Source organism: Candidatus Krumholzibacteriia bacterium (assembly GCA_035268685.1).
Classification (GTDB): Bacteria; Krumholzibacteriota; Krumholzibacteriia; order JAJRXK01; family JAJRXK01; genus JAJRXK01.
Genome location: DATFKK010000044.1, coordinates 1 through 13,125 on the forward strand (window position 1 = coordinate 1; position 13,125 = coordinate 13,125).

Genomic DNA, 13,125 nt, shown 5'->3' on the forward strand with positions numbered 1-13,125 from the left:
CGCGCGCGCGGGCAAGCACGTATTCGTCGATAAACCCATGACCACCGACCTGGACGACGCCACGCGCATGGTCGAGGCGTGCCAGGAGGCCCGGGTCCGCCTGGGTGTGGCCTACCACCTGCGCTGGCACGCCGGCCATCGCGCCGTCGTCGAACGCATCCGCCGCAGCGACTTCGGCCGGATCCACCACGTGCGCGCCCAGTGGAGCTGGCGCGCCGGCGACGCGTCGAACTGGCGCGCCCACACCGACGTGGGTCGATGGTGGGGACTCGGGGGTGTCGGCACCCATCTCCTCGATCTCGCGCGCTGGATCCTGGTCCCCGAGTCGGGCGAGGTGGCCGAGCTCCGGAGTGTGGTCACCCGCGAGCAGTTCCGGGGTCCGCACGACGAGACCGCAGTGCTCTCCCTGCGTTTCGATCGCGGCGCCACCGCCCAGATCGTTTCGTCGGTCCTGTTCGACGGCCCGACGCGACTCGAGGTCTACGGCCAACGCGGCTGGGTGATCTGCGAGGACACCCTGGGAGCGCACGGCGCCGGCCGTATCCACACCGACCGCGGTCCCCTGGAGTACACCGTGACCAACCCCTACGTCGGCGAGATCCAGGACTTCGTGAAGGCGGTCCGCGACGGCCGTCCCCCCGAGGTCGACGGGATCGAGGGCCGCCGCAACGTCGAACTCCTGCTGGCCGCCGTGTCGCCGGACCCCTGACGACAGCAGACCGATGAGCAGCACGATCGGCAACATCTTGATCGCCGCCGGGGTCGCGCTGGCCCTGATCGGGCTCGTGGTCAAAACGGGCGCCCTCGACTGGTTCGGTCGCCTTCCCGGGGACGTCCGCATCGAGCGCGAGTCCACGCGGATCTACGTGCCCTGGGTGTCGATGCTCGTGATCTCGGTGGTGCTCAGCGGAATCGCCCACTGGATCGCCCGCTGGTTCCGGGATCGCTGAAGCAGGGTGGCCGTAGCGGATCGCTGACGCTAGACTCGCGCTGCGGCCGGGCGCGCGTGCCCGGCCGCGCTCGTTCGAACCGCGACGGCGAGGTCCTCCATGCGATTCCTGACGGTGCTGTTGTCCGGCGCGATCGCACTGTCGGTCCCGTGCCTCGCGCACGCCGACCGCAGTGCCGACGAGGCCGCGGCCCGTGCGCTCTTCGAACGGAACCTCGCCGCGATCCAGAACCGCGACGCCGAGGCCTACCTCGCCTGCTATCGGGACGACCCGCGACTCGTGCGCAACGGCTTCGAGGGCGTGGCCCTGGGTTACGACGACCTCGCCGCCGGCGTGGGCGACGACACCTGGCCCGACGAGTTCCACGCCCACGAACTGGAGGTGTTCGGGATCGCCGACGGTGTCGTGTACGGTCAGTATCGATACCGCGTGCGCTACGGTGACGACGTGCAGGAAGGGATCTCCGAACGCGTCTTCGTCCTCACCGACGAGGGCTGGCGGATCGCGGTCACCACCGCCTTCGGTGCCCCTGCCGGTGCCCTGCCGCCCCTCGACGCCGGGGACGGATCGCGGTGACGGAGCGGACACGGCGAACGGTCCTCGTCCTGATCCTGCTCGTCGTCCTCAACGGGTGCGGCGGCGGCGGATCGGGTGCGTATGTCGATCCCGCACTCGACGCGTCGAGCCTCCGTGCCGATGCCGTGGCCGTGCTCGGAACCGTGGCCCTCGCCGGACCGGACGAAACCGACACACGGATCGCCTACCGCGAGCTCATGAGCCGGATCGGCCGCGAGGTCCGTCCCGACCTCGAATGGATCGAGGGGAGCGAAACCTGGATCGCGCTCGGTCCCGACGAGACGGCGGCCGTGCTCGACTCCTACCGCGCGACGGGACGGATCGGACCCGGCCAGGTCGATCTGCTCTCGGTGCTGGACGATCGCGCGCGCTACGTCTGGCTGGCCCGGATCGATCTGGACCTCGAGAGCGTCGAGTCCGATCATCAGCGCCGCGAAGCACTCGACCGCATCGTGGCCGACGTCCAGACCCGCGGGCGGCGCCAGATGTCGGCGACCTTCGACCTCTTCGACCTCGAGACCCGACGGTTGGTGTTCTCGATGCAGCGGGAACGCGTCGAGACGGATCCCGGACGCCCCTTCGAGGTCGTCCCCCTGCAGCAACCGCCCACGCCGGGGGAACTGTCGGCGGCCGTGCGCGACGAGCTGTCCCGGCGCATCCTTCCCGATCCGCCGTCGCGCATCGAGGTCCTGCGAGGACTCCTGCGCGACGCGACCCGGGCTCTGCCCGGGCAACCCTGAGCTCCCGAACTCGGTCCCGAAGCCGTTCTAGGGGAATCGACGCGTGCGCTACGGAGACATCGACCGCTTCCATTCCGGACTCGTGGTCCCGGTCAGCTCGCTGCGTTCCGAACGCAGTCTGGGCGTGGGAGAGTTCGCCGACCTACCGCTGGCGGCCGAATGGGCGCGCGACACCGGCTTCGACCTTCTCCAGATCCTCCCGGTGAACGACACCGACGACGATGCATCGCCCTACTCGGCCCGCGGTGCCTTCGCACTCCATCCACTGTACCTGCGGCTCGAGGATCTCGAGGGGGCCGAGATCTACGCCGACGAGTTCGCCGCCGTACGCACCGCCACCGCCGACGCGGCGTGGCTGCAGTACGGCGACGTCCTCGGCCTGAAGCGCGAGTTCAGCCGCCGCATCTTCGACCGTCACGACCCGAAGCGCCTGTGGGACGAGGTCGACGCCTGGGTCGAGGCCAATCCCTGGATCGGACCCCATGCGGTGTACTGCGTGCTCCGCGAACGCAACCATCGGCGCAGCTGGAAACAGTGGCACCAGATGCGCGAGGTCACCCACGCCGACATCGACCGCTTCTGGGACGCGCGCCCCACCGAACTCCTGTTCCACGTCTGGTTGCAGCGCGAAGCCGACCGACAATTGCGGTCGGCCGCCGAGGGGTGCGACGCCCTGGGCGTCCGGCTCGAGGGCGACCTGCCGATCCTCCTCAGCGAGGACAGCAGCGACGTCTGGTACCACCGCGAGATCTTCGACCTCGAGGGCCGCGCCGGCGCCCCGCCCGACCAGTACTCCGAGACCGGTCAGTACTGGGGCTTTCCGTGTTACCGGTGGGAAGCGCTCGCCGAGCGCGACTACGACTGGTGGCGCGCCCGGCTGACCCAGGCCTCACGCTACTACCACGCCCTGCGCATCGACCACGTGCTGGGCTTCTTCCGGATCTGGCGCATCCCCGTGTCGAGTACCACCGGCATGCTCGGACACTTCGACCCCACCCACCCGATCACGCGCGAGGACCTGCGTGCCCGCGGCTTCGACGACCGACGCATCGAATTCATGGCGGCGCCCGAGGGCAGAACCGGAACCCGCTTCCCGTCGGAGCGCGAGTACCAGGCCATCGAGGACGCCGACGAGCGCACCGCACTCATGCGACGTCTGTGGAACCGGATCCTCATCGACGTCGACGGCCAGGGCGAACACTTCCGCCCCTTCTGGCGGTGGAACGAGACCCCGATGGCGAACGACCTGAGCGACCACGAACGGGTCGCCCTCCAGCAGCTCTTCCGCGAGGACACCGAGCGGCAGGAGGAGTTGTGGGCCCGGACCGGACGCGAGCGCCTGTCGATGATCGACGGCAGCACCGACGCCCTGGTCTGCGCCGAGGACCTGGGGGCCGTCCCCGACTGCGTGCCCGGCGTGCTCGACGAGCTGGGGATCCTGGGTCTGCGTGTGGAACGCTGGACGCGGCACTGGGATCAGCCGGGGCAGCCGTTCATTCCTCCGTCGGATTACGCACGGAACACGGTGTGTTCGCCGTCCGTCCACGACGCCAGTTCCCTGCGCGGGTGGTGGGCCGAGATCGAACCGGCCGATCGGCAGGCCTACTGGGACGCCATGGGCAAAGAGGGCGAGCCGCCCGACGTCGTCGATCCGGGCTTCCTGCAGGAGATGTTCGAGCGCAACCTCGCGGCGAATTCCGCGGTGTGCGTACTCGCGATGAACGATCTGCTGGCGCTCGAGCCCGACCTGCGACCCGACGATCCGGCGGACGAACGGATCAACACCCCCGCCACCGACGGTGAACACAACTGGCGCTGGCGCATGCCACGGACGCTCGAAGACCTCGCGGCTCGTTCCGATCTGCGCGAGCGCATCTCCACGATGCTCGAGCGTCGCCGCGCGCGGCCGTTCCACTGATCACCAGCCGGTGGTGACCAGCAACTGCGGACGAACGTGAACTCGATCGTTCGGTCGGTGCAGAGGAACGAGTGAAGGCCGGGATCGTCCGATCCCGGCCCTCCTCCTCGGATCACGGCGTCGTGTGACGCCGGTGTCGTGGGGACTACCGACCGGCGCCCTTGACCGGCGTCAGGTACTCGATCGCGTTGTCCAGCAGGTCACGCGTGTAGTCCGGGTTGTGGGTGCCCCAGCTGCCGTCGCTGAGCACGAACACGGCCGCGTAGGCGGCCTCGCGCTGCTGGACGGTCCAGGTCGGGTTGTCGTCGTCGATCGCGGCCTCGAAGTCGGCCAGGTCGGCGTAGCCGAGCAGGGTCGCGATCTGACCGAGCTTGGTCTCGACCTCGCCGCGGAGACCCTCGTAGAGACCGCTGGTGTTCTCGGCGGTGCCGTGGCAGCTGACGCAACCCAGCCACTCGGGGTTCTCCGGATCGTTGATGAAGAACTGATGCGGCGTGTGGTTCATGCCCTCGCCCGGAGCCATGTGGCAATCGACACACGCGTTGGCGGTCCCGGCGTAATGGGTGGTCGGATCGTCACCGTCGTAGCGGCCGGTGTAGGTGAAGCCGTCGATCTCGTAGGAGCCGTAGCCGAGGAACATGTCCATCTGCGGGCTCGAGTGCGGACCGAAGTGGGCATACCCGTTGGCGATCTGACCCTGCACGTTGTCCGTGTCACGCCGTGCTTTGTGGCATTGCGCACAGGTCTGGCCCGTGCCCCGGTTCTCCAGGACGGGGATCGTCGTCTCGCCCGGGCCGGTCAACGGCGCGTAGGCGACCTCGACCGGACCCACGGCACGGAGCTGCGCCTCGTTGCCGCTCCCGTTCGCACCGGAGTGCGGATCGTGGCAGGTCACGCAACCGATGAAGCTGGCCTGCGGACCGAAGTCGTAGGCGGCGTACACCGGGTCGTTCTCACGGATGAAGCCCTCGGAGGTGTGGCAGCCGTCGCAGGAGCTGCGACCCACGTAGTGTTCGTCGTTGAACACGTCGATGTCACCAAACTCACCGGTGTCGCTCTCGTAGAACGAGTGACCCGAGACGGCCCATTCCTCGAGCTGATTGTCGTGGCAGGGATAGCACAGCGACGTCGACGTGGTGTCGCTGCCAGCGACCTCGAAGCGCGTGCTGAACGACACGTCGGGCCGATGGGAATTGAAGTCCGGACCCATCGCGCCGTGGCAGGCTTCGCACTGCACACCGGCGAGCTCCATCCGGCGCTCGGCGGCCAGCTCGGTGTCCACGCGGAAGTAGTCGTCGTAGCCCATCGTGTCCGGGCCGGCCGGAACCGACTCGAAGGCGGTGCCGAAGCTCTCGATGGGACGATCCCAACCGGTGGTGTGGCACTGCATGCAGTAGGCGTTGTCCCGGTCCTCGGGATCCAGCCCGGCCGTCGCCTCGGAGTGACCGGTCACGGCCCACTGCTCGACGACGTTCAGATGGCAGTGCTGGCAGGGTTCACCCTCGTTGCCCACGAACGTGAACTCCGAATCCACCGCCGGAGGTCCCTGGGGTCCCTGCGGTCCCGGAGGACCCTGGGGACCGGCGTCTCCCTCGCAACCCACGAAGGCGAGCGCGAAGACGGAGACGATCGAAATCAGAAGAATTGGCCTCATGGCCTCGCTCCTCCTTTATCCCGTCGATCCACCCGTCGCGAGGAGGTGTGGCGAGCAGACAGACGGTGCAGTCGTTCGAGGAGCCATGTTCGTCCCGTGGGGCGCGACCCGATACGGCAAAAGCGTGAGCTGTTGCCAGATTCACGTGTGCGCCAGACCAGAACGTCCTGCAAGACGGACGAATTCTGGGAAGATAGCGCTCGTGTCGTGAAATCGATTGTCAGTCGCAGGAGACCGACGTCGGTGTGGCGTTCCCGCACTTGATGCTCGCCGCGCGGCCCGTGGCCAGGACCGCGCACGCCGCGGTCTGCGCCTTCTGGACGGCAGCGTTCCGATCGCGCCCCTGCCCCGTGCGGCACTCGGTCCGACCGTTGAAGGTCACGCAGACCTCGCACGTGGCCGAGTCCACCCCTTTCAGCGCGGAGTACATCAGTGCACCGACGACGAGCAGGAAGATCAACGTGAAGATCCCGGTCTTGGACATGATCGGACCCACTGGCATTGGATGGACGGGGAACGGCTCGCACGGAGCCGGGCAGAGCAGGATCGCAGGGGGGTCGACGGACGTCAATCTACACCGAACGGCGCCGCGCGCCGCTTCCCGCCGGTCCGTGCGCGCGCGCCGCGGGTTCCGGGACCTCGCCTCCACGGTGGTCGCCCCGACGACCGACGGCTAGGTTGGACCCGAACCCGGCGACTCGCGTCGCCGATCGGTCCCCCCTCCGAGGTCCTGCCGTGAGCGACTCCGCACCCGTCCACGCCCCCGAGTTCCCGGTCGATGCCACCTGGATCAACGCCGACCGGCCCCTACGTCTGCACGAGGACCTGCGCGGCCACGTGGTGGTGCTCGACTTCTGGACCTACTGCTGCATCAACTGTCTCCACACGCTGCCGGTGCTCTCGCGACTCGAGCAGGAGTTCGACGAGCAGCCGGTCGCGGTGATCGGGGTGCACTCGGCCAAGTTCGTCACCGAACGCGACCCTCGACACATCGCCATGGCGGTGCAGCGCTACCACGTACAGCATCCCGTGGTCGTGGATTCCGAACACGACGTCTGGCAGTCCTTCGCGGTGAAGGCCTGGCCCACCGTGCTGCTGGTCGACGCCGAGGGACGCGTCCGCGACGAGCTGCGCGGCGAGCCCGACTTCGTCGACCTGCATGGGCGCGTGCAGGCCCTGCTCACCGAAGCGCGCGAGAAGGGGATCGTGTCCGACCGCCCCGTCGACCTACGGCCGGACCCGACCCTCGACGAGCAATTCCTCGCCTTCCCGGGCAAGGTGGCGGCGGACGACGAACGGATCTACGTGGCCGACAGCGCCCACCATCGGGTGATCGTCACCGATCACGAGGGCCGCGTCCGAACGGTCGTCGGCGGTGTCCGCGGCGTGGGCAACGTCGACGGCCGCCACGACACCGCCGCCTTCAACGATCCGCAGGGCATGGACGTCGTCGACGGCACGCTCTACGTGGCCGACCGCGGCAACCATCTGCTGCGCGCCGTCGACCTCGATCTCATGTGGGTGCGCACGGTGGCCGGCACCGGAGAGAAGGGAATGAACCGCGGCGCCCTCGACCCGTCGAAACCCCTCGAGGTGGGCCTGCGCTCTCCCTGGGACGTGCAGACCGTCGGCCACCACCTGCTGATCGCCATGGCCGGCAGCCATCAGATCTGGCTCTACGACACCGAGAGCCAGCAGGTCGGCGCGTGGGCGGGAAGCGGGGTCGAGAACCACGTCGACGGCCCCCTGCACGAGGCCGCCCTGGCCCAGCCCAGTGGCCTGGCCCTGCTCGGGCAGTGGTTGATCGTGGCCGACAGCGAAGTCAGCAGTGTACGGGCGATCGACCTCCACGAGAACAAGGTGGAGACGGTCGTGGGCAAGGGATTGTTCGACTTCGGCGACGTCGACGGGGCGGCGGCCGACGTGCTGCTGCAGCATCCCCTCGACGTGGCCGCGATCGGCGAGACTCTGTACGTGGCCGACACCTACAACCACAAGATCAAGGCCGTCGACCTGCGGGCCATGGAAGTGCGCACGGTCTTCGGCACCGGCGATCCCGACGTCATGAACGAGCCCGGCGGGCTGTGCGCGGTCGGCGAGCGCCTGCTCGTGGCCGACACGAACAACCACCGTCTGCTGTGGGCGGATCCGCGCGACGGATCGGTCACGCCCTTCGAACCCGTCGTGGCTCAGTAACGGATCCCGCCGGTGACCTGGAGCATCTGATAGCGCGCCTCGTTGATGCCGAGCAGGTCGTCGTCGCCGTCGAAGTTGTCGGTCAGATCGGTGTTGAAACGCAGCTCGAAGAGAAGGCGGGCGGGGTCGGCGATCGCGTACTCGAGGCCGATCGCCACGTTCCCCGCGATCGACCAGTCGGTGAGCTCGTCGAGCAGCGGGTCCTCGTCGTTCGACAACAACAGTTCGAGACTCGGGCCGAACAGCGCGTAGACCGACAGCTCTTCGTCGACGAAGAGCACCCGCCCGAGCACGGGGATCGACAGGTAGTCCGCGCCCACCTGCACGTCGATCGGCTCGTCGTCGATCGCCTCGATGCTGCGCGTGCCCTCGTAGCCCTTGCGCACGTACAGCCCTTCCACGACCACGCGGAAGGCCGAGTCGCGCTGGAGTTTCCACTCGGTGAAGGCACCGGCGACCAGCCCGATCCGCGTGTCGTCGTCGATCGCGTCGCGCCCTTCGAACGAGAAATTGCCCGTGAGGAAGGCGCCCCCGGCCTTCACCCCCACCCCCTCGAGCTCGATGGCGTGTGCGGTGCCGGCGGAACAGAAGAGGATCAGCAACAGGGTGGTGACGAGCGGGGTGCGCACGGCGGACCTCCGGAAGAGGGTGTGGGCGAAGCGTAGGCCGAGGCCGCTCCCACGGCAAGGCAACGACACGACCGTTGTCGTCCGGTCCGGCTCGCACTACAGTCCGGCGACCATGACCGTCGCACCCGTCCTCGCCGTTCTGCTGCTGATCGCCACCGTCGTCCTGGGCCTGCGTTCGGGGCGTGCGCCCGTGGCACCCTCCCACGACCCCAGCGCTCGCGAGGCCGCCCGCCGCGTCTACTCGCGCCGGACCTTCCTACGCCACGGCGCCGCGGTGGCCGGGGCCGCCGTCCTGGTCTACTCGGGGGCCGATCAGGCGGTCGACGACTTGCAGCGAGAGCACGGCAGCAACGGCGTCACCGAGCCCGTGTCCCACCAGTTCAAGCAGTTCGGCGAACCCTACTGGGCCTTCGTGTGGGTGGGCATGGCCCTGGTCGATCGCTTCGTCGGCCCTTCGAGGGTCGGTCGCTTCGGCCGGCAGTGCATGCAGGCCACCGCCTTCGGATTGCCGATCCTGTGGACCACCCAGCGGGTGCTCGGAAGCTCCCGGCCGACCGACGAGAACGGCCCGCGCTTCCACCCATTCCGCGACGAGAACGCTGCCTCGGGCCACACCTTCATCGGCGCCGTTCCGTGGATCGTGCTGCTGCGCACCACGAACCTGCCGTGGCTGCGCGGCGTGGCCGGCGTGCTCTCGCCGGCTTGCGGCTGGACCCGTCTGCACGACCGCAAGCACTACCTGTCGCAGGTCTTGCTGGGCTACGCGATTGCCTGGGAAGCGGTCGACGGAGTCGTCACTCCTGCTCACGAAGGCCGGGAGCTGGAGCGAACGACGGGCTCGTGACCACTACCCGCCCGTCTTCGAACACCGCCACCTCGACACCCTCGAAGCGGTCGATCCACGTGCGTGCCCGCTCCCACCCGTCGACGGCGATCGCGGTGCTCACCACCTCGGCGTCGGTCGCCGAGGTGGCCACGACCGCGACCGTCCGTTCGACCGTGACCGGATGCCGGGTCCTGGGGTCCACGAGATGGAAGCGGCGCACGGTCCCGCCGTCCTCGGTGTGGTCGACCTGGACCGTGCTCGACACCGACAGTGATCGGTCCCGCAGGGAGACGGTCGCCAACGGCGCCCCTCCCGGCGCCGCGAGTTCGACCCGCCATGCACCGGCGCCGGCCGGCGAGCCGAGCCCGAACCAGGAACTGCCCCCGAAATCGATCAACGCACGCGGGACACCGGCCTCGCGCAGCCGTGCGATCATGGCGTCGACGGCCAGGCCCTTGCCGTCGCCCCCCGGATCGACGCGATAGGCGTCGTGGGGCAGGAGTGCGAAGGTCGTGTCTCCGGACCGCTCGAGGGCGAGTCGGTCCATGCCGATCGGTGCGGTGCCGTCCTCCACGCGCAGGGTCCCCACGCTCGGGTCGAAGGCGCCGTCGGTGCGCGCGTGATCGTCGCGGACGCGAGCGAGGTACCCGTGCAGGGCTGGGGGAATCCGGTGGCGGCCGGCACCGGACTCGTTCAGTCGCTGCAAAGGGGTGCCGTCGCGCCAGGTGCTGAGCAGGTCCTCGTAGGCGCGGGCCTCGTCGAAGCAGGCGGCCACCAGCCCGGGCTCGGTTCCCGACGGAACGACGAGTCTCAGCGGCGATCCCATCAGCCACTGGATCGACGAAACCGGCTCGGCCGCGACGATCAACGCGAGCAGCAGTGCACCCGTCATGGTCTTCCGGGACGCGCGGTGTCTCCGTAGGCGTTGCGTCCGGGCCGCGCGACACCGACCAGCAGCGCCACGAGCAATCCCGCCAACGATGCCTGCAACAGCAGGAACGAACCGATCTTCAACCACGCGAAGTCGGCGTGCACGGCACGGACGAGCCAGGTGCTGCCCTCGCTCGAGAGGGCCGACACGAAGGTCGCCACCACCAGCGTTCCCTTCACCCGCGTCGAGACGGGCAGGAACAGCAGGAGATGGGTCAGCGTCATCACCAGAATGCCCATGGCGAAGAGGTGGAAGTGGCTCTGTTCGGCCAGCGACGCCCACGGCCGCGGAGGCTGTCCGAACTCGGCCTCGGGATCGCCGCGGTAGTACTCGGCGATCGACGACGGCGTGAGGTCCATCTTCGTGAGCAGCACGGCCCAGTTCGACACCCAGAACAGGGCGACGAACACGAGGAAGAACAGAAGAATGATCCGCAACATCGTGTTGCGGTCCCACTCACCGGTGATCACGAAACGCATGCCGGGATCCTCGAGACCGCTCAGGGGGTTCCGGCCTTCGACACCGGAGCGTCCTGCACCGCCGTCGCCGGGGTCACGAGGCACACTTCGGCCGTCGCTACGGCCCGTCGGACGCACGCCGTCACCGCCTGGGCCGTCAGCGTGCTCCCGGCGATCCCGGCGATGTCACGGCCGAGGGCCATCCGGTCGTCGAGCGGACGCGCGTCGAACTGGTCGAGCCACCGCTGCGGCGGCCGGTACTGCGGCGGCTCGTGGAAGGCCAGAAGATGCGTGGCGGCGACCGAGCCGTCGGGCGCGACCACCACCATGACCGTCTCCGGCAGACTGCGCACACGATGCGTCTCGATGAACGCGTAGCCCAGGATGGTGTCGTCCCGGTATCCCACGTACGCGCGGACCACGCGGCTGGGAACGCGGCTCCCGCTCCGGTCCTCGATCGCCTCGACCTGCTCTCCGTCGAGCACGAGCGTCCGGGTGCTCACCGAGTCGGCGCCATCGAAGGCCAGCCGCAGGGCGGATTCTCGGCTGTGGAAGACCTCGCCGCGCGCGTCGACGACGACGAGCGCGGTCAGGGTGAGGGCCAGGGCAGCGACGGGAACCAACCAACCCGTCGCCGCCCGGCGACCGTTCCGGGTGGAGGTCCCGGATCCACAACGGCACTTGTCACAGGAAACAGGCACAGACGACTCGCTTCGGAGTGGGGCTAGAAGACGAAGCCGGCACCGACGCGCACCTCGTCGCTGCGTGCGGCGTCGGAGTCGTGGCTCTTGTGCACGTACTCGCCCTTGAGCACCACGTTCGGGTGCGGCTTGACGTCGAGGCCCAGGGTCAGCAACTGCTCGGCCCGGGACGGATCGGCGGTGGCGCCGTCCGGCACCTCGTCCTGCAGGTCGAAGTCCTCGTAGCGCACCCAGGGCGAGATCCGCGTGGTCGCGCCGGGGCCGAGCACGACATCACTGATGTCGTAGGCGACGTCCACGTACCACCCGATCTGCCGCTCGGGGATCACGGAGCCCGTGGCGGTGAGGAAGTCGTCGGCACCGTCGATCCCCGACATCGCGAACAGAGCGCGGACGTCGAAGTTCGCACCGCGGAGGTAACCGTGGGCCTCGGCGATCCAATTGGTCAGGTCGAAGGAATCCGTGGCGTCGCCGATCAACTGGTTGTGATCCGCGCCTCCGTAGTAGCCGGACGCCGCCACGCCGTAGCGGCCGTCCTGGTCGTAGCGGACCTGCACCACACCGGCGATGTCCTCCCACAGCGCCCGGTTGCCCTTCTGGCGTCCTCCCCGCACGCCCTTGCTGCCGAACTCGGCGCCCTGCAGGCCGTTCACGAGGTAGGCGGTGTAGTCGACGTTGTCGCTCAATCGGCCGTGCGCGCCGGCACCGAGCTCACGCCAGGTCGAGGGAATGATCCTGCGCTCGATCTCGGGTCGGAAGTTGCCGCGGTAGAAAGGGGGCTCGTGCATGACGTTCACGAATCCGACCGGCAGCAGCAGGTTGCCGGCGCGCACGTTGAACCGCTCGTTCAACAGGAAGTCGAGGTAGGCGAACTCGACCGACACCGAACCGCTGCGACCGTTCACGGTGCCGGTGGTCCCGTGTTCGAATTCGAGCTCGGTGTTCATGATGATGTCGTCGGTGAACTTGTAGCCGAAGTACGCGATGAAGCGGTAGAAGTCGGCCGTGTTCACGGCGCCGGTCTCGTCGGTCTCCTCGATCGGGCTGGCGAAGTAGAACTCGCCGTAGCCGCCGATCGAGATGCCCTGCGAGACCCCGTAGACCTTGCTCGCCGCAGGGCCCATGCCGTAGGCCCCACGCAGTTCCTCGTCGGTCCCGGGGATGGCCATCTCCTCGCGGAGGCGAGCGATCTCCTCGGCCAATACGTCGATCTGGTCCTGCACGTCGCCGTCGGCGGCTGTCGCGGGGGACACGGGCGAGAAACAGGTCAGCACGAAGGCTGCCAGCAGGGCGAGCATCGGGGTCCGGCGGCGCACGCCCGGACTCAGGATCGTCATCGTCGTCATCGTCGTCTTCGTCCCGGATCAGAGGTCTCAGGAGGCGCGCGCCGCCGGGTCCACGCCGGTGCGGCAACCGTCGTACCTGAAATTGAAAACTGTTCTCAGTTTCAGGTGGGGCGAATCTAGGATCGGCCCCCGAGGGTGTCAACAGACCCGCCGGCGCTGGTCACGGAATTATGATGAAATGCACCACACTGCCCTGCCGG

The 13,125-nt window shown here is 68.6% G+C and carries 14 protein-coding genes; 7 read left to right on the forward strand and 7 right to left on the reverse strand.

Features of this window, described 5'->3' with window-relative positions; genetic code table 11:
- The 5 genes from VKA86_04895 to VKA86_04915 all read left to right on the forward strand — a co-directional run.
- Window positions 1-709, forward strand: a 709-nt coding sequence (locus VKA86_04895) for a Gfo/Idh/MocA family oxidoreductase (protein HKK70533.1), incomplete at its 5' end; no start/stop codon positions are given.
- A gap of 13 nt (window positions 710-722) precedes the next feature.
- Window positions 723-950 (forward strand): DUF2905 domain-containing protein, encoded by a 228-nt coding sequence (locus tag VKA86_04900; GenBank protein ID HKK70534.1) that lies wholly within the window; start codon window positions 723-725, stop codon window positions 948-950.
- 99 nt (window positions 951-1,049) lie between these two features.
- Window positions 1,050-1,526: a nuclear transport factor 2 family protein gene (locus VKA86_04905; protein HKK70535.1), complete on the forward strand. Its 477-nt coding sequence runs from the start codon at window positions 1,050-1,052 to the stop codon at window positions 1,524-1,526.
- Window positions 1,523-2,266, forward strand: a complete 744-nt coding sequence (locus VKA86_04910) for a hypothetical protein (protein HKK70536.1) — start codon at window positions 1,523-1,525, stop codon at window positions 2,264-2,266. Before VKA86_04905 ends, VKA86_04910 begins: the two co-directional genes overlap by 4 nt.
- 43 nt (window positions 2,267-2,309) lie before the next feature.
- Window positions 2,310-4,184, forward strand: a complete 1,875-nt coding sequence (locus VKA86_04915) for a 4-alpha-glucanotransferase (GenBank protein ID HKK70537.1) — start codon at window positions 2,310-2,312, stop codon at window positions 4,182-4,184.
- A gap of 145 nt (window positions 4,185-4,329) precedes the next feature.
- Here the strand turns inward: VKA86_04915 and VKA86_04920 are convergent, their stop codons facing one another.
- Window positions 4,330-5,838: a multiheme c-type cytochrome gene (locus tag VKA86_04920; GenBank protein HKK70538.1), complete on the reverse strand. Its 1,509-nt coding sequence runs from the start codon at window positions 5,836-5,838 to the stop codon at window positions 4,330-4,332.
- Between the two features lie 220 nt (window positions 5,839-6,058).
- Window positions 6,059-6,322, reverse strand: coding sequence for a hypothetical protein (locus VKA86_04925; GenBank protein ID HKK70539.1), 264 nt, complete (start codon window positions 6,320-6,322; stop codon window positions 6,059-6,061).
- A 251-nt stretch (window positions 6,323-6,573) separates the two neighbouring features.
- Here VKA86_04925 and VKA86_04930 point away from each other — a divergent pair, with 251 nt between their 5' ends.
- Complete coding sequence (locus tag VKA86_04930; protein ID HKK70540.1) at window positions 6,574-8,034, forward strand: thioredoxin-like domain-containing protein; 1,461 nt, start codon at window positions 6,574-6,576, stop codon at window positions 8,032-8,034.
- On the opposite strand, the gene VKA86_04935 is transcribed toward VKA86_04930, so the two are convergent.
- Window positions 8,028-8,663: a porin family protein gene (locus tag VKA86_04935; protein ID HKK70541.1), complete on the reverse strand. Its 636-nt coding sequence runs from the start codon at window positions 8,661-8,663 to the stop codon at window positions 8,028-8,030. The genes VKA86_04930 and VKA86_04935 overlap by 7 nt on opposite strands.
- Before the next feature lie 112 nt (window positions 8,664-8,775).
- Here VKA86_04935 and VKA86_04940 point away from each other — a divergent pair, with 112 nt between their 5' ends.
- The gene (locus tag VKA86_04940) at window positions 8,776-9,507 is read left to right on the forward strand and encodes a phosphatase PAP2 family protein (protein HKK70542.1); all 732 of its coding nucleotides are present in this window, start codon (window positions 8,776-8,778) and stop codon (window positions 9,505-9,507) included.
- Here VKA86_04940 and VKA86_04945 read toward each other — a convergent pair.
- From VKA86_04945 to VKA86_04960, 4 genes are all read right to left on the reverse strand, one after another.
- On the reverse strand, window positions 9,458-10,381 hold the full coding sequence (locus tag VKA86_04945) for an FAD:protein FMN transferase (GenBank protein HKK70543.1): 924 nt from the start codon (window positions 10,379-10,381) through the stop codon (window positions 9,458-9,460). The genes VKA86_04940 and VKA86_04945 overlap by 50 nt on opposite strands.
- Window positions 10,378-10,899 carry a hypothetical protein gene (locus VKA86_04950; GenBank protein HKK70544.1) on the reverse strand — a complete coding sequence of 174 codons (522 nt, stop codon included), beginning with the start codon at window positions 10,897-10,899 and terminating at the stop codon, window positions 10,378-10,380. The genes VKA86_04945 and VKA86_04950 overlap by 4 nt, the downstream gene beginning before the upstream one ends.
- A 20-nt stretch (window positions 10,900-10,919) precedes the next feature.
- Window positions 10,920-11,501, reverse strand: a complete 582-nt coding sequence (locus tag VKA86_04955; GenBank protein ID HKK70545.1) for an FMN-binding protein — start codon at window positions 11,499-11,501, stop codon at window positions 10,920-10,922.
- A 101-nt stretch (window positions 11,502-11,602) separates the two neighbouring features.
- A complete protein-coding gene (locus VKA86_04960) occupies window positions 11,603-12,925 on the reverse strand; it encodes a hypothetical protein (GenBank protein ID HKK70546.1) in 1,323 nt (440 codons plus the stop codon).
- Window positions 12,926-13,125: the final 200 nt, after the last annotated feature.